11 protein-coding genes are annotated in these 21,310 nt (G+C 47.9%); 7 read left to right on the top strand and 4 right to left on the bottom strand.

All coding sequences use genetic code 11. From position 1 onward, the window contains the following. The first annotated feature begins 172 nt into the window (after window positions 1-172). The 4 genes from F7D73_RS10200 to F7D73_RS10185 all read left to right on the top strand — a co-directional run bounded on the left by F7D73_RS10200 (window position 173) and on the right by F7D73_RS10185 (window position 7,348). Complete coding sequence (locus tag F7D73_RS10200) at window positions 173-1,486, top strand: DNA recombination protein RmuC (protein ID WP_153124408.1); 1,314 nt, start codon at window positions 173-175, stop codon at window positions 1,484-1,486. Window positions 1,487-1,803: 317 nt separating this feature from the next. Beyond that, complete coding sequence (locus tag F7D73_RS10195) at window positions 1,804-3,393, top strand: mannitol dehydrogenase family protein (RefSeq protein WP_153124406.1); 1,590 nt, start codon at window positions 1,804-1,806, stop codon at window positions 3,391-3,393. A 42-nt stretch (window positions 3,394-3,435) separates the two neighbouring features. After that, window positions 3,436-4,707 carry a mannonate dehydratase gene (uxuA, locus tag F7D73_RS10190; protein ID WP_006847799.1) on the top strand — a complete coding sequence of 424 codons (1,272 nt, stop codon included), beginning with the start codon at window positions 3,436-3,438 and terminating at the stop codon, window positions 4,705-4,707. Window positions 4,708-4,927: 220 nt separating this feature from the next. Then, window positions 4,928-7,348 (top strand): glycosyl hydrolase 115 family protein, encoded by a 2,421-nt coding sequence (locus tag F7D73_RS10185; protein WP_153124404.1) that lies wholly within the window; start codon window positions 4,928-4,930, stop codon window positions 7,346-7,348. A gap of 20 nt (window positions 7,349-7,368) precedes the next feature. Here the strand turns inward: F7D73_RS10185 and F7D73_RS10180 are convergent, their stop codons facing one another. From F7D73_RS10180 to F7D73_RS10170, 3 genes are all read right to left on the bottom strand, one after another. Then, entirely contained in the window at window positions 7,369-7,791 is a 423-nt protein-coding gene (locus tag F7D73_RS10180; protein WP_153124402.1) for a hypothetical protein, read from the bottom strand. Window positions 7,792-8,490: 699 nt separating this feature from the next. Continuing rightward, window positions 8,491-9,387, bottom strand: coding sequence for an Rpn family recombination-promoting nuclease/putative transposase (locus tag F7D73_RS10175; RefSeq protein ID WP_153124400.1), 897 nt, complete (start codon window positions 9,385-9,387; stop codon window positions 8,491-8,493). A gap of 675 nt (window positions 9,388-10,062) precedes the next feature. Beyond that, window positions 10,063-12,558 (bottom strand): GH36-type glycosyl hydrolase domain-containing protein, encoded by a 2,496-nt coding sequence (locus tag F7D73_RS10170; protein ID WP_153124398.1) that lies wholly within the window; start codon window positions 12,556-12,558, stop codon window positions 10,063-10,065. A 158-nt stretch (window positions 12,559-12,716) separates the two neighbouring features. On the opposite strand from F7D73_RS10170, the gene F7D73_RS10165 reads away from it, so the two are divergent. From F7D73_RS10165 to F7D73_RS10155, 3 genes are all read left to right on the top strand, one after another. Beyond that, the gene (locus F7D73_RS10165) at window positions 12,717-18,296 is read left to right on the top strand and encodes an alpha-2-macroglobulin family protein (protein ID WP_153124396.1); all 5,580 of its coding nucleotides are present in this window, start codon (window positions 12,717-12,719) and stop codon (window positions 18,294-18,296) included. Between the two features lie 41 nt (window positions 18,297-18,337). Then, window positions 18,338-19,402, top strand: a complete 1,065-nt coding sequence (locus F7D73_RS10160) for a DUF1573 domain-containing protein (protein ID WP_153124394.1) — start codon at window positions 18,338-18,340, stop codon at window positions 19,400-19,402. 62 nt (window positions 19,403-19,464) lie between these two features. Then, the gene (locus F7D73_RS10155) at window positions 19,465-20,343 is read left to right on the top strand and encodes a 4-hydroxy-3-methylbut-2-enyl diphosphate reductase (RefSeq protein WP_367383713.1); all 879 of its coding nucleotides are present in this window, start codon (window positions 19,465-19,467) and stop codon (window positions 20,341-20,343) included. Between the two features lie 250 nt (window positions 20,344-20,593). Here the strand turns inward: F7D73_RS10155 and cmk are convergent, their stop codons facing one another. Beyond that, window positions 20,594-21,286, bottom strand: coding sequence for a (d)CMP kinase (gene cmk / locus F7D73_RS10150; protein WP_153124392.1), 693 nt, complete (start codon window positions 21,284-21,286; stop codon window positions 20,594-20,596). Window positions 21,287-21,310 lie beyond the last annotated feature (24 nt).

Here is a 21,310-nt window from a genome sequence, read left to right as displayed (position 1 = left end):
AAAGAAAAGAGCGTGCCAATAGTGGTGCGCTCTTTTTGTTTGCATAGTAAAATGCAGAAGAGTTAAATATCTACAAGAATCCCCCATGATGTTTGGTGTTATGTCTTGAAATGATTACTTTTGCAAATCATAATTTTTTGCAGATTTTCAGAATCATTTAAAACAAGGATAAATGGAAATAGTAATTGGAATCATCATAGGGCTTGCCATCGGATTCTTCGTGGGAAAACTGATGGAAGCAAAAAGTGCGGGCGAGGAGAAAACCCAGCTCGTAGCGAAGGCTCAGGTGCTGGCGGCTAACATTGAACAGATAAAACTGCATCATGCTTCTGAGGTTCAATCAATGAAATCTCAAATGGAGAACGAGCGGCTGTATGCGGCGAAACTCAGGGCAGAAAGCGACCAGCAGTGGGCACAGAAACTCGAGAGCCTGAAGCAGGAAATGCAGCGAATGACGATAGAACAGCAGAAGGTGGCGGCTGAGCAGTTGGCTGCCAAGCAGTCGGCTCTGCAGGAAAACAACCGTCTGCAGATGGATGAACTCCTGAAACCTATCAAGGAACAGTTTGCTGATTTCAAGAAATCGGTAGAGGAGAGCAAAACCCAGAACGAGGTGAACAAGAAGGAACTGCAGAACACCTTCGAGGCAACGATGAAACTCTTCCAGCAGGAACAGCAGCAGGCTGTACTGAACCTGAAGGAGCAGACCGAGAAGATTGGCTCCGATGCTGCCAATCTGACCAAGGCATTGAAGGGCGACAGCAAGATGCAGGGCGACTGGGGCGAGATGGTGCTGGAAACCATCCTGGAGAACAGCGGACTTCGTAAAGATGAGGAATTCTTCATTCAGGAGAATACGAAAGATGAAGAGGGAAAGAACTATCGTCCGGATGTCATCGTCAGATTCCCAGAAGGCAGAAGTGTGGTCATCGATTCCAAGGTTTCGCTTACCGCCTATTCCGATGCTCTGGCAGCTGAAGATGAGGCTGAACAGGAACGCCTGATGAAGGCACATGCGCTGAGCGTACGAAAGCACATCGATGAACTGGCAGCCAAAGACTATTCCAAACTGGTGGATGATGCCATCGGCTTCGTACTGATGTTCATTCCTAACGAGACCAGCTATATCGCAGCGATGAAGCAGCAGCCGGATCTCAGCCGTTATGCTTATCAGAAGAAGATTATCATCATCTCACCAAGTAATCTGCTCATGGCACTCCAGCTTGCCTATAATCTCTGGCAGTATGACCGGCAGAACAAGAATGTGGAGAAAATCGTGAAGACGGCTGCTGACCTGTATGATAAGGTAGCTGGCTTCGAAGATACCTTTACAGGAATCGGCGATTTGATAACCCGTCTGTCCGGAACCTTCGACAAGGCAAAGAAGCAACTTTACGACGGAACAGGAAATGTGATGAGAAGAGTGGAAAGCTTGAAAGGTCTTGGCGTTACGCCGAAGAAGCAGATTAAATCGCTGGAAGAATAGAAAAGCAGATCAAATCGCTGGAAGAATAGGAAAATGAAATCTAAAGATAAAAAGAAGAGGATGTGGGGGCAAGAACTTACGTCCTCTTTTCTGTTTTTCTGATGTAACCCTTTTTTATTTGATGTAACATAATCGTTAAAAACGGGTTCATCTGATCCGTGACGTTTACCTTTTCGTTCAAATGTATTTGCAAATCGTTCATTTTATGAAATTATAGCCTTTAAAATGAGCGGGTTTCGATTTTTCTTTGTATTTTTGCCACGCCTTTTCGGAAAGATAGGCGAGTACATGAAACAATCAAAAAATACCGTATAATCATGAAACTGAACGAAATTCTATCAGACAGCTTTAATGCTGCAGAATGGGAAGCTAAGGGTTATGAGCTTCCTAAGTATGACATCGCAGCCGTAGCTAAGAAGACTCACGACGAGCCTACTTGGGTTCACTTTGGTGCAGGTAACATCTTCCGTGCGTTCCCGGCAGCCATCCTCAACGATGCGCTTAACACAGGCAAGTATGACCGTGGTGTAATCGTAGCAGAAAGCTTCGACTACGAAATTATCGATAAGGCTTATCGTCCTTACAATAATCTCTCTCTTCTCGTAAGCCTCCAGTCTAATGGTACTATCGAAAAGAAGGTTATCGCATCTATTACCGAAAGTGTTAAGGCTGACAAGCAGTTTGCTGACGACTGGGCGCGTCTGGTTCAGATTTTCCAGGCTCCAACTTTGCAGATGGTTACTTTTACCATCACCGAGAAGGGATATTCTTATAATGATGCAGATTTGGCACGTGGTCTTGATGCAGTATTTGCTATGGGTAAGCTTACCGCTCTTCTCTATGAGCGTTATAAGGCAGGCAAGTTGCCGCTTACTCTTCAGTCTACCGACAACTGTTCTCACAACGGCGACCATGTTAAGGCTGGCGTAAAGGCTTATGCTGAGCGTTGGGCACAGGATGGTATTGTAGAGGCTGGTTTCGTAGATTATATCAATGACAGCAGCAAGATTACCTATCCTTGGTCTATGATAGATAAGATTACTCCTCGTCCACACGAGAAGGTACAGGCGATGCTCGCTGAGGATGGTTTCGAGGATAACAATACGATTATCACCGAGAAGCATACTTTCACCGCTCCTTTCGTCAATGCCGAGGAAGTGCAGTATCTCGTTTGCGAGGATACTTATACCAACGGTCGTCCGCCATTGGAGTTGGGCGGTGCACTCTATACATCCCGCAAGACTGTAGATGAGGTTGAGACCATGAAGGTAACCACCTGTCTGAACCCTCTCCATACAGCGATGTCAATCTATGGTTGCATGCTCGACTATACCTTGATTTCTGCCGAGATGGCTGATGAGGATTTGCGTTCATTCATCCAGAAGATTGGTTATATCGAGGCAATGCCAGTAGTAACAGATCCAGGTGTATTGAATCCATACGAGTTTATCGGCACTGTTATCAACAAGCGTCTGCCTAACCCATTCATGCCAGATGCTCCTCAGCGTATCGCTACCGATACCAGCCAGAAACTCTCTATCCGTTTCGGTGAGACTATCAAGAAGTATATCGACCGTGGTCTCGACAAGAGCAATCTCGTGCTGATTCCATTGGTATTGGCAGGTTACGCCCGTTATCTCAAGGCATTGGATGATAATCTGAAGCCATTCGAGCCATCTTCCGACCCATTGCTGGCAGAACTCCAGGCTATCGTAGCTCCTCTTGAAGTAGGCAAGGCTGATCAGGACTACTCTTGCCTCAAGAACCTCTATTCTCGCAAGGATGTATTCGGACTCGATCTCTACGAGGCTGGCTTCGGCGAGCAGATAGAAGGCATGGTGAAGGAACTCTTCGCCGGCAAGGGTGCCGTAAGACAGACATTGCACAAGTACGTTGCTGCAAGATAATTCATTTTTTTGATTTAACCAATACATTATATATAAAGATATATGGAAAGAACATGGCGCTGGTTTGGCAAGAAGGATAAGATTACGCTTGCCCAGCTGAAACAGATAGGTGTGGAGGGTATCGTGACTGCATTGCACGATGTTCCTCTGGGCGAGGTTTGGACTCGTGAGAAGATTCATGAACTCAAGGAGTACATCGAGTCTTATGGTATGAAATGGAGCGTGGTAGAGTCTTTGCCTGTTGTTGAAACCCTGAAATATGGTGGTCCTGACCGTGATCATCAGATTGAGGTTTACAAGGAAAGTCTCCGCAACCTGGGTGAGGAAGGCATCAAATGCATCTGCTACAACTTCATGCCAGTCTTGGACTGGGCACGTACCGATTTGTCTCACGACAATCCTAACGGAGCCAACAACCTCTATATGAACTGGGGCGAGTTTGCCTACTTTGACATCTATATCCTCCAGCGTGAAGGCGCTCGTGAGGATTGGGCTGAGTTCTCTAAGGAGCACAAGTGGGGCAGAGACCTCGTGGCTGAGGCTGATGAAATCAAGAAGACTTCTACACCAGAGCAGGATCATGCCCTGGTAGAGAATATCATCATCAAGACCCAGGGTTTCGTATCGGGTAACTTCAGCGAGGGCGATTCTGCTCCTGTCCAGAAGTTCCGCGACCTGTTGAAGCTTTACGATGGCATCGACAAGAAGAAGTTGCAGGAGAACATGAAGTACTGGCTGGAGGCTATCATGCCTATCTGCGATGAATACGATATCAACATGTGTGTTCACCCAGACGATCCTCCTTATCCTGTATTCGGCTTGCCAAGAATCATCGGTCGTGCCGAGGATATCCAGTGGATGCTCGATGCTGTGCCAAACAAGCACAATGGTCTGACTTTCTGTGCAGGTTCATTCTCTGCCGGCGAGCACAACGACTGTGTGGCAATGGCTAAGCAGTTTGCTGACCGCACTCATTTTGTTCATCTGCGCTCTTGCTACATCTTCCCTAACGGCAACTTTACAGAGGCTTCTCACTTGGGTGGTCGCGGCCATCTCATTGAACTTTGCCGCATCTTCGAGAAGGCTGAGCAGGAAGGCAAGTGCAATTCCGGCCGTCGATTGCCAATGCGAGTAGACCACGGTATGACCTTCACTGATGAGCCAGGTGGCGTATTCGATGAGAGCAACCACGGTCACAATGCCGGTTACACTCTCCTCGGCCGTATGTTTGCCATGGGTCAGATTCAGGGTGTCATCGCAACAGTAGATGATGAACTCGGCATTGAGTATAAGCAGCCGGGATTCTATGATTAGTGATTAATGATTAGTTATTAGTGATTAATTCTGATGAAATATAAAAAAAGGCTAGCATCTGCTATGATGACTAGCCTTTTTTTGTTTTTGACGAATTTTGCAGTTTTTTTGACGAATTTTAGGTGTTCTCTTCCAATTATTCGTATTAATTTTGCAGCAGAAAACAAAAGATATAGTCGGTTATAGTAACAGAAAATATAAATTATTAAGAATATCATATATGACATATAAGTATATTATAACTCAGAGTTTGGCGATGCTGATGAGTCTTGCTTCGAATGCTTTCGAAGTGAAGAGCGGCCAGATGGTGGTGGTTTCTGCTGATACAGCCCGGATGGAACCCGTGGCTAAGACAGCTTTGAAGATGTTGAAGGGCGATATCCGAAAAGTGCTGGGTTCGGAAATGAAACTTGTTAATACTTCTGTTAATAGTTCCATCATCCTGCAGAGGGATGCCGCTGCCTTCGCCTACAAGAAGGAAGCTTTCCTGCTAAAGTCTGCCAATGGTTACCTATATATAAAAGGTAGCGATGATCATGGATTGGCTTATGGCATCCTCGAGGTGTCTCGCCTCTTGGGCGTTTCACCGTGGGAATGGTGGGCAGATGCCGAGCCTAAGCAGCTCAAGGCATTCTCCCTGAAGGAAGGATATCACAATGAGCAGGCACCATCGGTGGAGTATCGAGGCATCTTCATCAATGATGAGGATTGGGGACTGATGCCATGGTCGGGAAAGACCTATGAACCATCGGATATTCCTGGTCATATAGGTCCGAAGACCAATGCCCGCATCTTCGAACTCCTGCTCCGTCTTCGTGCCAATACCTACTGGCCGGCGATGCACGAATGCACCCGTCCTTTCTTCCTGACAGAAGGCAACAGAGAGGTGGCTCAGCAGTATGGCATCTACATCGGCGGTTCCCATTGCGAGCCGATGGCTTCGAGCACGGCTGGCGAATGGAAGATGAGAGGAGTAGGAGAATATGATTTTCTGAACAACAGGGAGAATGTGCTCCAGTTTTGGGAAGACCGTGTGAAGGAGGTGGCTGGTCAGCCTATCCTCTATACCATCGGAATGCGTGGCGTTCATGATGGAGCCATGCAGGGAGCCAAGACAACTGAGGAACAGAAAACAGTATTAGATAGCGTCTTGAAGGCGCAGAGAGAGTTATTGGGAAAATATGTGAATAAGGATGTGGCGCAGGTACCTCAGCTGTTCGTGCCTTACAAGGAGGTGCTCGATGTGTATCATGCAGGTCTGCAGGTGCCTGATGATGTATGCCTCGTATGGTGCGACGACAATTATGGCATGGTGCGCCACTTTCCTACAGCCGTAGAGCGTGCCCGCAAGGGTGGTAACGGCATCTACTATCACGTGAGTTATTGGGGCCGTCCTCATGATTATCTCTGGCTCGGCACCTTCTCGCCAGCTTTACTCTACCAGCAGATGTCTGAAGCCTGGCACAAAGGCATTCAGAAGTTCTGGATTCTCAATGTGGGCGATATCAAGCCTGCTGAGTATCAGATAGAGCTCTTCCTGGATATGGCGTGGAATATGAACCGCATCTATCCAGGCGATACCCCAGAGAAGGAGCTGCAACCAAACAATGAATGGCTGGCAGAGCACGAGAGAAATTTCTGGACGCGCGAGTTCGGCAAGAAGCTGGCTGCAGAGATGCTGCCGGTGATGCAGGAGAGCTATCGGCTGGCGTATATCCGCAAGCCGGAGTTCATGGCGAATACGCGATGCGAGGAAAGAAATCCGAAATATAAGGTAATCACTGACCTGCCATGGAGCGAAGCCTATATCCGGGCAAGATTGGCTGATTACAAGTCGATTTCTGACAAGGCAGAGAAGATAGGGGGAATGCTCGATAAGGCGATAGCCAAGGGCGAATTGCCTAAGGAACGCAAGGATGAGTTCTATCAGCTATTCAAATATCCCGTGCAGGCTGCTGCCCAGATGAACAATAAACTGCTCTATGGGCAGCTGGCTCGCCACGGAAAGGAGATCTCAGGAGAATTCCGCAGTTCTTCCCGTGACATTTCTGCCGAGTATTGGAAGAAGAGCGAAGCGGCTTACGACAGCATCGTCAGTCTCACCAAGGTATACAACGAGGGTTATTACAATCAGGGCAAGTGGAACCGCATGATGGATTTCCAGCCACGCAGGCTGCCGGTATTCAACCGTGTGCCTCATACCGTGGCTACCCAGCCTTTGGCAAAAGATCCTGAATATATAGCATGTTTGAGCGCCAACGATTGCATTTCTGCCAGTCCTCTTTACTTGTGGAAGGGATTGGGTTATGAAGGTAAGGCGATTAGTATAGTCCGAAATCAAGAGATAGGTTTTGTTTTCGACGGTAAGAAGGTGAAGGGTGATTCGATTACCATCCAGGTTCGTTGGGTTCCGACTCATCCTATGGATAACAAACTTCGTTTCTTCCTGTCGTTGGACGGTGAAAATCCGGTTGAAGGGGAGGTTCAGACCAGTGGCAGAAGTGAGCAGTGGAAGGTGAACACCCTGCAATGTCAGGCTCGCGTATCCTTTACATTGCCAGTAGCCCGAATGAAGAAGCATCGCATTCTCATCAAGGCATTGGACGAAGGCTTGGTTTTGGACCAGGTTTGTGTGTATTGAGAGGGCGTGTTTTACGGGAATTATTTCTTCGCATCGAGTTTTACCTCCTCTACATATTTCACCAGCGAATCCTTGCCGTTCAGCAGATAGTAGTCTACTCTTACCACGTGGTTGATGTCGGCATTACCCTTCACCTTGATATGTAGGGTCTTGCTATATATAAAGGTGTCGCGGCGTGAAGGGTAGGATACCAGCTGGATGATATCCTTGGTAGAACCGCTGCCTATATAAAATATGTCGGTACTGTCCACGATGGCAGCCTGCTCAGCTGTCTTTTTCGCCATCTTTTTGGCGTGGGCAGACGATGTATCTTCCGGATAGAACTCGCTGGCAGCCACGGTGTCACCATCCTGCTGTTCGGGTGCGAACTTACAGCTGGTACCGGTTGTCGTAATAAGGGTTGTGGCGGCAATGGCAGCCACGAAGTATAAAATCTTCTTCATGATTATCTGTTTTTTGCCTGCAAAATTACAAAAAATCCTCTGAAAAACCAATTTCTTTTTCGTCTGATAGTCTTTTGAGCGTATAATTATCGTTCATTTGATACAATAAATCGTTCTTGATGCGTAAAAATGCCAAAAATTGCTGTTTTTTGAACGATTTTTTCACCTATTATATACAGAAATACCTTATCTTTGCACCAGAATTCAGAAAGGTTTGGTTTACTTACGGTGAATCGATTCGTTTCAGGATGATATGGTTTACGATTATAAGTTTAGGTTTAGTTGTTTTAGGTTAAGTTTAAGGTAAAAGTTTTTAAGTTTAGGTTAGTTAGGTTTTTAGGTTTATAGGTTTAGTTTTTTAGGTTTATAGAATTGTATTCTAGAAGTCCACAGCCCGCTGTTGAAGCTCGCTGTGGATTTTTTTTATCCCCAAAATACAAAAAAAATTATGAGAATGTTTTTGGATTCCTAGGTTTTACTCGGTAAAAATCTGCGACGTTTGCGAATTGAAAATCGGCGGCAGGAGGGAAAGGTGAAGCTGCGGGAGTTATTTCTTGTCCCACAGATTCCACAGATTTTCACAGATACAATAGAAAAAAGGGTCTATATGCCACGATAATCGGGTGGCGTATAGACCCTTCTTATTGTATCAGGGATACCGAAGGATGGCGCCATGCGGTCTGATGGGGCGCTGCATGACTAGAGTTTCATCTGCTTGATTTCCTCTGCCGTCAGCCCCGTCAAATCCATGACCATTGCTTCATCCATACCCTGTGCCAGCATCTTTCTGGCAATCTCAAGGCTTCGCTGGTTCATGCCTTCTTCTTTACCTTCAGCTCTGCCTTTTTCTATGCCTTTCTCCATTCCCTCTTCCTTACCTTTCTGGTAGCTGTCATCAATGAGGGTTCTTTCAACGCTTACGGAATCCCAGAATTTGTCGTAGGCCCAGAGTTCGGCATCTGTGAATCCGGAAATCTCCAGTTCCTCTACGGCTTTTCCTATCTCCGGGTCATTAAGCAGGTCGGAAGGAATCTCCTTCGTGTTGGAATTGATTTCCGTCAGGAAACGGAGCCACAGCACCATCATGCGCTTGTCGGCGATGGAATGTGGTGTGAACTTAGGGAGTTCTATGAAGGTGAAATGCAAACCCTCGATGACCTTATTGCTGTCCTTATCGTGCACGATGCGGTAGTTGTGGATGAAATCCGGAGTATCATGCGCAAAGATATCATTTATCAGGTTGAGAGAATACACAGGTTGGAGTTCGCTGTATTTTCCTCCCTTTTTAGCCTGACTCACATAGAGCTTGGAGGCATTGAACAATACTCGTTGCTGGAAAGCATCAGACCATTCCATCTGCATCTCCACGCAGAACTTCCTGCCTCTGACGTCGGTGCAGAGTACATCAACAATGGTGTTCTTTCCCCCTTCGAGCTGGGGCACAAGTTCTGTTGGCAGATACTTGATTTCTTGTATCTGCTCCTCTTCGCTGAGTGGCAGGAGTGCGTTCAGAAGGCTGATCAGTCTTTTAGGATGATTGCCGAATATCTTCTTGAACGTGAGGTCTGCCTTAGGATCTAAGTACTTCATAACCATCTGTTTTAAAATCTACAGCGCAAAGTTACGACTTTATTTTCAAACCCGCAAGCTTTTTCTGGAATTTCTTTGTTTTTCCTTGGGGGTGTTCTAAAGAAGCTGTTAGATTGGGAAAATATCTCTGAGAAATAATAAAATATCTCTGAGCGATAAAATATTATCTCTGTGAGATAAAACTATATCTCTGAGAGATAAAATAATAGCGTATTGAAAAATCTTGATTCTTTGGAAAAAGAGGGAAAATAAAAAAATAAGACACGAAAACTGAAGGAACTGAAGGCAAAGTTTTTTGGAGTGTTAAAATAGGGTTAAAAAGTAAGGAGAATGGACAAAATTATTGGCTGAAGGACTGAAGGCACTTTTTCAAAATAATAATTTCATGTCAAAAACTGCATTTTAACACTTGGTATAAATATATTGCAATTACCTAATAATCATATAATTGCATCTTTTTTACTCTACGCTGCATATAAAAATGAGTTTTTAATTTCAGATTTCAGCTTTTTTTTGTGACCCTTCCTTCACAACCTTCAGTTTTTCAGAGGGTATCCTTTACTCGTAATTCTTTACAAATTCTAAAATCCTAAATCTGCGTTATCTGTGATATCTGTGGGACGATTAAAGAAACAAAAAAGAGGATGTGCCATGGACTCATGACGCATCCTCTTTTTTTATTTACATTTCTACGATTACCTCGTGTTTGCCTTCCTGGCATGGAATGATGGTGCCTGGGATAGGTTGACCATCAACGGTTATCTGCTTGATGCCCTTCTCCTTGCCTTCTGGGTTCTTTACCACGATGTGGTATTCGCCACCACGGAACTTACGGGTTACCTCGTACTCATGGGCGGTGCTTGGGAGACATGGGTCGATGTTCAGACCCTCGTAATCTGGCTTGATGCCGAGGATGAACTCGCTGACCGTATACCACATCCATGCTGCTGTACCGGTGAGCCAGGAGTTCTTTCCTTCGCCCGGTTTGGCTGCATCCTTACCGGCTACCATCTGGCAGTTTACGTAAGGTTCTACCTTGTGCAGAGTCTGATACTTCTCTTCTACATAGCTTGGCAGAATCTTGGTATAATGGTTCCAGGCATCGTTGCCACGACCGGCTACGGTTTCACCGATGATAACCCAAGGATTGTTGTGGCAGAAGATGCCGGCATTCTCCTTGTAACCTTCAGGATAGGATGATATCTCGCCCATCTCTACATGATAGGTGGTATAGGCAGGGTTGTTCAATACCAGTCCGTGCTCGCACTCCAGACGCTCCTTGGCGCTGTCCAATGCCTTGTCGCAGAGACCGTCTTCCAGTCCGATGCCAGCCATGGTGCACCAGCCCTGGCTCTCGATGAAGATCTTGCCTTCCTCGTTCTCATCACTACCTATCTTGTTGCCGAAGAAATCGTAGGCACGGAGGAACCATTCGCCGTCCCATCCATGCTGCTTCACGGCTTCGCTCATTGCGTCTACCGCCTGCTGCATACGCTCGGCTTCTGCCAGGTAATCTTCCTCGGCTAGTCCGGCGATAGCGCCTTCATGGCTGTTCACGGCTACCTTGGCAAGCTGCTTGCAGAGGGCTACATAGTCCTTGCCGGTTACTACGAACAGGCCGGCAATCATCAGGCTTTCAGCCTTGCTGCCTTCGCCCTTGTTCTCGGTGGTCTGGAAACTCTCGTTAGGATCCCAGGAGAAGCAGTTCAGGTTCAGACAGTCGTTCCAGTCGGCTCTGCCGATGAGCGGCAATTTGTGCGGACCCAGGTTGTTGATGACATGGTTCATTGAAATCTTGAGGTGCTCGAAGAGGCTTACTTCTGTGCCCGGCTGGTTGTCGAAAGGCACCTGCTCAGCGAGGATAGAGAAGTCGCCCGTTTCCTTGATGTATGCCACGGTACCGAAGATGAGCCAGCAAGGGTCATCGTTGAAACCGCCACCGATATCGTTGTTGCCGCGCTTGGTGAGTGGCTGGTACTGGTGATAGCAGCCACCGTCAGGGAACTGGGTGCTGGCGATGTCGATGATGCGCTGGCGGGCACGGGTAGGAATCTGATGAACGAAGCCTACGAGGTCCTGGTTGGAATCGCGGAAGCCCATGCCTCGTCCGATGCCACTCTCGAAGAAACTTGCCGAACGCGACATGCAGAAGGTAATCATGCACTGATACTGGTTCCAAATGTTCACCATGCGGTCTAACTTGTCGTTGCCGCTCTTCACGGTGAAGATGTTCAGCAGGTTATCCCAGTACTGGTTGAGTTCTGCGAAGGCAGCATCCACCTTTTCTGTGGTATCAAACTTGGCGATAAGCTCATGAGCCTTCTCCTTGTTGATTACCTTCTTGGCGCTGAACTTCTTGTCCTGCTCGTTCTCCACATATCCCAGGAGGAAGATGAGGTCGCGGCTCTCGCCTGGCTGCAGGGTAACCTCGATATAATGAGATGCGATAGGGCTCCAGCCGTGGGCAAAGCTGTTGCGTGGCTTGCCTTCGATGACTGCCTCAGGCTCGGCAAACTCGTTATAGAGTCCGATGAAGCTCTCGCGGTCGGTATCATATCCCTGAATCTCTGTATTCACGGTGTAGAAAGCATAGTGGTTGCGGCGCTCGCGGTATTCGGTCTTGTGATAGATGGTAGAACCCTCTACCTCCACTTCGCCTGTAGAGAAGTTTCGCTGGAAGTTCTCCATATCGGTAGCTGCATTCCAGAGGCACCACTCTGCAAAGGAGAACACCTTGAGGGTCTTCACCTCCTCAGTCTGGTTCTTCAGCGTCATCTTCTGCACCTCAGCCCATGTATGGAGCGGAACGAAGAAGAGCACACTTGCCTCCACGCCGTTCTTGCTGCCCGTGATGCGGGTATAGTTCATGCCGTGGCGGCACTCGTAGCTGTCGAGCGGTGTCTTGCAAGGTTTCCACCCTGGGTTCCATACGGTATCGCCATCCTTGATGTAGAAATAGCGACCGCCGTTATCCATCGGCACACCATTGTAGCGATAACGGGTGATACGACGGAACTTGGCATCCTTGTAGAAAGAATAACCACCTGCTGTGTTTGAGATGAGCGAGAAGAAATCCTCGTTACCCAAATAATTGATCCAAGGCCATGGGGTCTTTGGGTCAGTAATCACGTACTCGCGATTGGCGTCATCAAAATGACCATACTTTTTTTCTGCCATTGTTTTTTTAATGTTATTTCTTGGTAAAATATACTATTTTGGTGCAAAGATAGTAAAAAGTTTCAGTTTCGGGGTTAGAAAACAGTTTTTTTTTGTATTTTTGCAATGAAAAGTTTGATGATTATCATCATTCTATAAACATTTTATACAGTTGGCTTATGAAAAGAAACATTTTATCACTTCTGATAGCCCTCTTTGCAACCTTGCAGGTAGCGGCTCAGACATACGACAACTTGTGGAAGCAAGCTGAAATCATTGCTCAGAAGGACCAGCCTAAGAGCGAAATCGCGGTGATGAAGAAAATCATCGCCAAGGCTTCGGCTGCCAAAGATTACGGGCAGCTGCTGGCGGCTGAGACAAGACTGATGACACTCTGGAATGAGATTTCGGCTGACTCGCTGACGCCTAACGTGAAGCGGATGGAAGCAGAGGTGCTGAAGGTGAAAGACCCGGCATTGAAGGCGGTGAGATATGCCGTGCTGGGTAAGGTGTACTGTGATATGAACGAAAAGAAAAGCCAGGAGTTCTTCAAGAAGGCCTTGGAACAGCCTGAACTTCTTGCTCGACATACATCTACAGAGTATGTTCCATTGACGCTGAAGGGCGTGGATGGAAGTTCCTTCAACAACGATCTGCTGCATCTCATTGGTTTCGAGGCAGACAGCAAGGAGGCGTATCTGCAGCTGTACACCTATTATAATAAGGTGGGAAATAGGGGCGCGGCTTGTCTCTGTGCCTATAAGCTCATTGAAAAATACAGTCAGGACGACGTGAGAGAGGTGAAGAAGTCGAAGTATCTCCATACCATCGACTCGCTCATCCACGTTTATCAGGATATTCCGGAGGCAGGCGAACTTGCCGTGGAGCACTACCGCTTCATGGAGCGTTCTTCCGATGCCAAACCGCAGGATAAGCTCAACTATATCAACTATGCGCTGAGCCGCTGGGGCGGTTGGTCGAGAATGAACGAACTGAGAAATGCGCAGAAGCGACTCACCGAACCGATGTTCCAGGTGCAGGATATGCCGCAGGTATTGCGTCCAGGAGAGAAGGCGTGGGTGCATCTGAATGTGCGCAATCTCCAGAACCTGAAGTTCAGCATTTCCCGTCTTGATATCACGGCAGATAATAATTATGATGCGCAGGATGAGGCTACCTATAAGATGCTCCTGAAGAAGACTACGAAGCTGCATCAGAAGGATTACAGCAGGAACTACTACGGTCGTCCGGATTATGAAGAGGTGAAGGATTCCATCGAAATCGGTGGCAATCTGCCGCTGGGCGCCTATCTGATGGAGGTAACTTCGGATAATACCGGCATCGCTCCGCAGCGACTGCTTTTCTATGTGAGCAATCTGGCGGTGATGATCCAGCAGTTGCCTGATGACAAACATCGCTATGTGGTAGTGAATGCTACCGATGGCCAGCCTGTCGCAGGGGCTAAGATTGAACTCTATGAAAAGGATTATGATGTGAAGACGGGCAAGCATAAGCGACTGGTTCATGCCCGCTTGACTACTGACAGCAATGGTGAGGCTTACTTCAAGAATGTGGATGGAGAGGTGTTGATTTCCACTTCTGCAGATAAGTATGCGCCAGCCAAATACATCTATCTCAGCCGTGACCGCTATTTCGAACGGAAGGATGACAAGACTGCATATCAGCTGTTTACCGACCGCAGCATCTATCGACCGGGACAGAAGATGCATGCCACTGCCGTCTCCTTCATCGTGAAGAAGGGCTTGGATGCCAGCGTGCCGGGCAAGAGCAAGGAACTGAAGTTTATCCTGAGAGACGCTGAATGGAAGCAGGTGGCTGAGCAGAAGGCTACGACCGATGAATACGGTACGGCTTCGGTGGATTTCGAATTGCCGAAGGAGGGAAAGACGGGAATGTTTTCTATCTCCGTGAATGGTACGGCAACAGAATATGTCAGAGTAGAGGAATACAAGCGTCCTACCTTCGAGATTACTTTCCCGAAGGTGAACGAGCGATATACCTGGGGCGATACTATAGTGGTGAAGGCTACAGCCAAGACCTATGCTGGTGTGCCTGTGCAGGGAGCCAAGGTGGAATATAAGGTGACCCGCAGAAACCAGATGTGGTGGAGGGGTGCCAGTTCTTCCGATAAGCTGGTAAAGACAGAATCCACCGTGACCCGCGAGGACGGAACCTTTGAGGTGGAAATCCCATTGGAGGTTGCAGAATCGGAGAAGAACGACTTCATGCGCATCGCCCGCTTCTTTAATTTCACGGTTTCTGCCGTGGTTACGGATATCAGCGGCGAGAGTCATGAAGGCGAGATGAGTCTGCCTTTGGGCACCAGGTCTACTGCTTTCTCGGTGGATATGCCGAAGCGGATAGAGGTAGACAGTTTGAAGACCGTGACTTTTGCTTATAGAAATGCCAGCGGAATGCCGATTTCGAGCCAGCTGAAATATCGCATTGATAAAGGCGAATGGAAGGTGGCTGAGGCAAATGCTCCTATCGCCATCAAGGAACTTAACGCTTCTTCTGCCCATGTTTGGAAATCGGGCGTTCATCAGCTGGAGGCAATCTGCGGAACAGATACCCTGCAGCAGAAGTTCACCCTTTTCAGCATGAAGGATACCCATCCGATGGAAACAACCACCGAATGGTATTATCAGACGGCGAAGACCTTCCCTCGTGATGGAAAGCCGGTATACGTGCAGGTGGGCTCTTCGGAGAACGGAGCGCACATCGTTTATTCCATCATCGCCGGCAACAAACTGCTGGAGAAAGGTGCCTGGGAGTTGGGCGACAGTATCGTGACCCTGCCATTCACCTACAAGGAGGAATATGCGTCGGGCGTGGTCATCAACTATAGTTTCGTGAAGAACGGAGAATGCTATGCTCGAACCATCAATATCGCACGTCCTCTGCCGGAGAAGAAGCTGAACATCGCCTGGAAGACTTTCCGCGACCGTCTCACTCCGGGACAGAAGGAGAAGTGGACCTTGCAGATTACCACTCCTGACGGCAAACCAGCCAAGGCACAGCTGATGAGTGTGCTCTATGACAAGTCGCTCGACCAGTTGGCTGAGCATAGCTGGAGAATGTCGCTGGGATTCAGCCAGTGGTTGCCAAGCTGCTATTGGCGGAGCAATCTGAAATATTATACGATGGATTTGCTGGGTATCTATCCTACCAAGTTTTATGACGAGAAGCAATTGGATGTGGATAAGTTTGATGGCAAATTCTTTAGCTATTATGCTTATATGCAGGCGGTGGAACTGAGCAAGTTGGAACGTTCTTCTGGCGGAACCGTTGAGGCTGTTCGTATACAGAAAGACGAGCTGGTTCGAGATGAGGCGAAAGTCATGAGAATTCGTGGTTCTAAGATGACCCGTTTCGGAGCTGCTTCTTCGAAGCCTTTGCTTTCTGAGATGGACCTGGTTTTGAAGGAAAAAATGGTGATGCATGAAGAATTTGGAGGTGGAGGATCTAATAAGGTTCTTTCTTCTGCCGATGAAGCGGCACTCAACCATGTTCAGGTGCGTGAGAATATGAACGAGACCGCCTTCTTCTATCCTGCCTTGGAGAGCGACAACAATGGCAACGTAGCCATCAGATTTACCCTGCCGGAGAGCGTGACTACCTGGAAGTTCATGGGATTGGCTCATGACAAGGAGATGCGCAACGGTTTGCTGGTGGATGAGGCTGTGGCTCAGAAGACCGTGATGGTACAGCCTAACATGCCTCGCTTCCTTCGTGAGGGCGATAAGGCAATTATCGTGGTGAAACTCTTCAATACTTCCGACAAGAAGGTGAGCGGCAACACCCGTATGCAGATTCTCGACCCGGAGACCAACAAGGTGGTTTGGCAGAAGACGCAGAACTACAGCATCGATGCTGAGGGCTCTGCTACCATCTCCTTTGATGTCCAGGGACTGAAAGAAGGTGTATATATTAATAAGGTGGTGGCTGCCGGTAATGGCTACAGCGATGGCGAGCAGCACTATCTGCCGGTTTTGAGCAACCGTGAACTCGTGGTGAACACCCTGCCTATCACCCTGCATCAGAAGGGTGAGCAGAACTTCGACCTGAGCAAACTCTTCCTGAACAAGGAGGGCAAGCAGGCGAAGGGCGCTGAAGAGGCAAAGGTAACCATCGAGTACACCAATAACCCAAGTTGGCTGATGGTGAAGGCGCTGCCAGCTATCAGTAATCCTACCGAGGAGGATGCACTCTCCTTGATGGCTGCCATCTATGCCAACACCGTGAGCCGCCATGTCCAGAAGACCTTGAACGTGAATGCCAAGGACATCGACGATGCTTCGGGCTTGACATCGGCTTCTGATACCTTGGAAAAGAAGGTGAACAAGTATGTCGCTCTCCTGAAGAAACTCCAAAACAAGGATGGTTCCTTCTCTTGGTGGAAGGGCATGAGCGGCAGCAGATATATGACCACGGCTGTGGCAGAGATGATGGTTCGTCTCAATGCCATCGTGGGCAGACAATCCTCTACCGCAAGTATGCTTTCGGGAGCAATCGACTATCTGCGTCAGCAAACGGCTCGTGAGGTGAAGGCGATGAAGGAGGATGAGGCAAAGGCTGCGCAGAAAGCCGCTCGCAATGGCAAGAAGGGCGAGGCTTACCAGGCTACGCCAAGCGAGGTGGCTTTGCATTATCTCTATATTGTCGCAATGGATGGGACTTGTGTGAAACTCAAAGCTCCTGCTTTGAATGACATGGATTATCTCCTCGGAAAACTGAAGAAGATGACCCGTTCGTTGACCATCTATGGCAAGGCGAAGGCTGCTGTGATACTCGCCCTAAACTACGATTACAAGACGGCTGCCGACTACTTGAAGAGCATGGAGGAATATTCAGTCTATCGTGAGGATATGGGCAGATATTATGATACTCGCAAGGCGTACTATAGTTGGAGAAACTATAAGATTCCGACAGAGGTGGCTGCCATCGAGGCTCTACAGGCTTTGGATGCTCAGTCAATAGCTGCTATTTCATCAGCATCGTTTGCTATTAGCAAACAGCAGACCATCGAGGAGATGCAGCACTGGCTTCTGATGTCGAAGCGTACCCAGGTTTGGGATACGCCGGTGAACACCGTGGATGCCGTCTATGCCTTTATGAAGGGCAATGAAGGCAACTGGAACAGAAAGGCTGAGAATGCCGTTCTGAAACTGGATGGCAAGCTGCTGCCGATGCCGCAGGATTCCACTACTTTGGGCTATGTGAAGACCGAAAGACCGGGCAAGGCATCTAAGCTGAGTATCGACAAAAAGAGCGATTATACCAGCTGGGGAGCCGTCTATGCAGAGTTTAAGCAGCCTATCAGCGAAATCGGTTCTATGGAGTCGGGCATCAAGGTGCGCCGTGTCATCGTTCCTGCCGAATCTGAGAGCAAGGGCAAGGCGCAGGCGAAGGTAGGCGAGAAGGTGAAGGTAACGCTCATCATCACCGCCGACCGCGACTACGACTTTGTGCAGATTACGGATAAGCGTGCGGCATGTCTGGAACCGGTCAACCAGTTGAGCGGTTATCAGTGGGGCATAGGCTGCTATGTTTCTCCAAGAGATCATGCAACAAATTTCTATTTCGATCGTTTATCTAAAGGTAAGCACATCGTAGAAATGGAGTATTACGTGGATAGAAAGGGCGACTATCAGAGTGGAACTTGCACCGTACAGTGCACTTACAGTCCGGAGTTTGGTGGCCGCACAGAGGCTTATGAATTGAAAGTTAATAATTGATTGTAAAAAGTTTATAGATTGATAATTTAAAATAGAATAGTATGAAACGGATGAATATATGGATGCTCTCAGCGCTGTTGGCGCTGCCGGCATCAGCACAGAAGATTACAACCCAGCACGAGGTGGTGGACTGCGGACAGGTGTTGTTCCGCAAGCCCGTAACTGCTGAGTTCGTGATGAAGAACGAAGGCCACAAGCCTTTGGTGATTAACAATGTATTGAAGAGCTGCGGTTGTACATCCGTGGAATATCCTAAGAAGAGTATCGCAGCAGGCGAGACCTTCACGGTCAAGGCTGTCTATGACTCCAAGCAGGTGGGTACCTTCATGAAGCAGATATGCCTCTACAGCAATGCCTCTGACGAACCTTTCATCGTCATGATGAGAGGCAAGGTGGTGGGCAGCGTGGTAGACTTCGCAGGTTCTTACGACCAGCTTCTGGGTGACATCAAGTCGGATGTCCAGGAAGTGGAGTTTGATGACGTAAACCGTGGCGACCGTCCGGTGCAGCGCATCCACATCTTCAATCCTACCGACCGCGTGATGGAACCGGTGGTGATGCATCTGCCTAATTATCTCCAGGCACAGGTATCTCCATCCAAGGTGGCTCCTCATCATTCTGCCGTCGTCGTATTGGGCTTGGATTCCAAGAAGCTGCGTGACCTGGGACTGAACCAGACTTCCATCTATCTGGGCGAGCGTCCTGGCGACAAGATTGCCCCAGAGAAGGAAATCGTGGTTTCTGCTGTCCTCCTTCCTGACTTTGACAAGTTGACAGCCGAGCAGAAGGCAAAGGCTCCGAAGTTGGAAATATCGGCAACGGAACTGAACCTCGGCAGCTTCAACGGCAAGAAGAAGCTGAAGGGACTTATCACCCTCACCAACAAGGGTAAGTCGGAACTCGACATCAGAAGCATGCAGATGTTTACCATGGGCTTGCAGGTAAGTTTGAAGAAGAGCAAGATTCAGCCGGGAGAAACCGTGAAGATGAAGGTGACGGCAGTGGCTGCCGAACTGAAGAAATCGCGTGTGAAGACCCCTCGTATCCTCATGATTACGAATGATCCTGACCAGGCAAAGGTGGTAGTGAAGATTCATGTTAAATAATGTACAATGAATAATGTACAATGAATACATTATACATTATAAATTATAAATTGAAATAAACCGTGCAGATAGAAATAGATAACGGCAGTGGTTTCTGCTTCGGCGTGACCACTGCCATCAAGAAAGCTGAAGAAGAGTTGGAGAAAGGCAGTAAACTCTACTGCCTGGGAGATATCGTGCATAACGGTATGGAGGTGGAACGACTGCATGAAGCAGGACTCATCACCATCGACCACGAGCAGATGGAGGAGCTGCATGGCGTGAAGGTATTGCTTCGTGCCCATGGAGAACCACCTGAGACCTATGCCCTTGCCGAGCGCAACAACATTGAAATCATTGATGCCACCTGCCCTGTGGTACTGCAGTTGCAGCGACGCATCAAGAAGCAGTATGTCAACAATCCGGAGGCGCAGATTGTCATCTTCGGAAAGAAGGGACATGCCGAAGTTCTGGGTTTGGTAGGACAGACCCAGAGTCACGCTCTCGTGGTAGAGAAGCTGGAGGATGTGGAACATCTGAGGGAGATAGGAAGGCTGGATTTCTCCAAGGACATCTATCTCTATTCTCAGACCACCAAGAGCCTGGAAGAGTTCCATCGCATCATCGAATACTGCCAGGCGCATATCGTGGAAGGTGCTACCTTCAAGAGCTTTGATACCATCTGCCGACAGGTGGCTAACCGCATGCCGAATATCGCCATCTTTGCCAGCAAGCATGATGTGGTGCTCTTCGTGAGCGGCAGAAAGAGTAGCAACGGTAAGGTGCTCTTCAAGGAATGCAAGAGCGTGAATGACAACAGCTATCAGATAGAGAGTGCTGACGAAATAGACATGGCATGGTTCCAGGGCGTCAATACCGTGGGCATCTGTGGTGCCACAAGTACTCCCAAATGGCTGATGGAAGAATGTAAGGAAAAGATTATCAATGAATTCAAGGGGTAATCTCTTTGAATTCAGGGGTAATCTCTTGGAATTCTGGAATGTATAAAAACAAAACAAGTGGTAAATCTTCTCCCGAAGACTTACCACCTTCAAAAAACAGTAATTAACTCAAAATTTATAATCTATATCATTACTACCTTTAAATAGTGCTGCAAAGATAATAAATCATTGCTTTTTTTGCAAGGTAGTGTCAATGAATAATTCTATTTTCTCGTTAAATTATTTTATTTTAACTTATTTTTGCAAACACCTATGCCTTGATGGCTTTCTGATACTGTTTCATGAGCCATGCCTTCTGCTGAGGGATGGTCAGCTGGCTGTTGTCGAGAACGATGGCATCTTCTGCCTGGCGCAGAGGAGAAGTCTCTCGATGGGTATCGATGTAGTCGCGCTCTTCCACGTTTTTCAGGATGTCCTCGAAATCAGCTGGCATTCCCTTCTCCTGCAGCTCATCATATCGGCGCTGTGCTCTCACCTGGGAGCTGGCGGTGACGAATATCTTGAGTTCTGCGTCAGGGAAAACGGTGGTGCCGATGTCGCGGCCGTCCATCACGATGCCCTTGTCTTCACCCATCTTCTTCTGCTGTGCCACCAAAGCCTCTCTGACGAATGGGATGGCGGCAATCGGACTCACGTGGCTGGAAACCTCCAATGAGCGAATCTCCTTCTCTACGAGTTCGCCATTGAGATAACAGTCCGGGTGACCGGTAGCTTCATTAAACTTGAACGAGATGTGAATTTCAGGCATCTTCTTCTCCAGCTCATCTACCTTGACATTGCCCTCTGCATCAAACAGCTTGTTTCTCAAGGCGTAGAGCGTAACAGAACGGTACATGGCGCCTGTATCTACATACACATATCCAATCTCCTTGGCAAGGTCCTTAGCCATGGTACTCTTGCCACATGATGAATAACCATCAATTGCTATTGTTATCTTCTTCATATTTCGAACTGATTTATAATTTAT

It is taken from the genome of Segatella copri, assembly GCF_009494395.1.
Taxonomy (GTDB): domain Bacteria; phylum Bacteroidota; class Bacteroidia; order Bacteroidales; family Bacteroidaceae; genus Prevotella.
The sequence above is the reverse complement of the archived record's forward strand: the minus strand, read 5'-3'. Positions and strand labels throughout refer to the sequence as shown.

Coding starts and splice junctions, on each gene's coding strand:
- cmk (WP_153124392.1), bottom strand. CDS start 21,286: ATGAAGAAGATAACAATAGCAATTGATGGTTATTCATCATGTGGCAAG.
- F7D73_RS10170 (WP_153124398.1), bottom strand. CDS start 12,558: ATGGCAGAAAAAAAGTATGGTCATTTTGATGACGCCAATCGCGAGTAC.
- F7D73_RS10180 (WP_153124402.1), bottom strand. CDS start 7,791: ATGAAGAAGATTTTATACTTCGTGGCTGCCATTGCCGCCACAACCCTT.
- F7D73_RS10200 (WP_153124408.1), top strand. CDS start 173: ATGGAAATAGTAATTGGAATCATCATAGGGCTTGCCATCGGATTCTTC.
- F7D73_RS10195 (WP_153124406.1), top strand. CDS start 1,804: ATGAAACTGAACGAAATTCTATCAGACAGCTTTAATGCTGCAGAATGG.
- uxuA (WP_006847799.1), top strand. CDS start 3,436: ATGGAAAGAACATGGCGCTGGTTTGGCAAGAAGGATAAGATTACGCTT.
- F7D73_RS10175 (WP_153124400.1), bottom strand. CDS start 9,387: ATGGTTATGAAGTACTTAGATCCTAAGGCAGACCTCACGTTCAAGAAG.
- F7D73_RS10160 (WP_153124394.1), top strand. CDS start 18,338: ATGAAACGGATGAATATATGGATGCTCTCAGCGCTGTTGGCGCTGCCG.
- F7D73_RS10185 (WP_153124404.1), top strand. CDS start 4,928: ATGACATATAAGTATATTATAACTCAGAGTTTGGCGATGCTGATGAGT.
- F7D73_RS10165 (WP_153124396.1), top strand. CDS start 12,717: ATGAAAAGAAACATTTTATCACTTCTGATAGCCCTCTTTGCAACCTTG.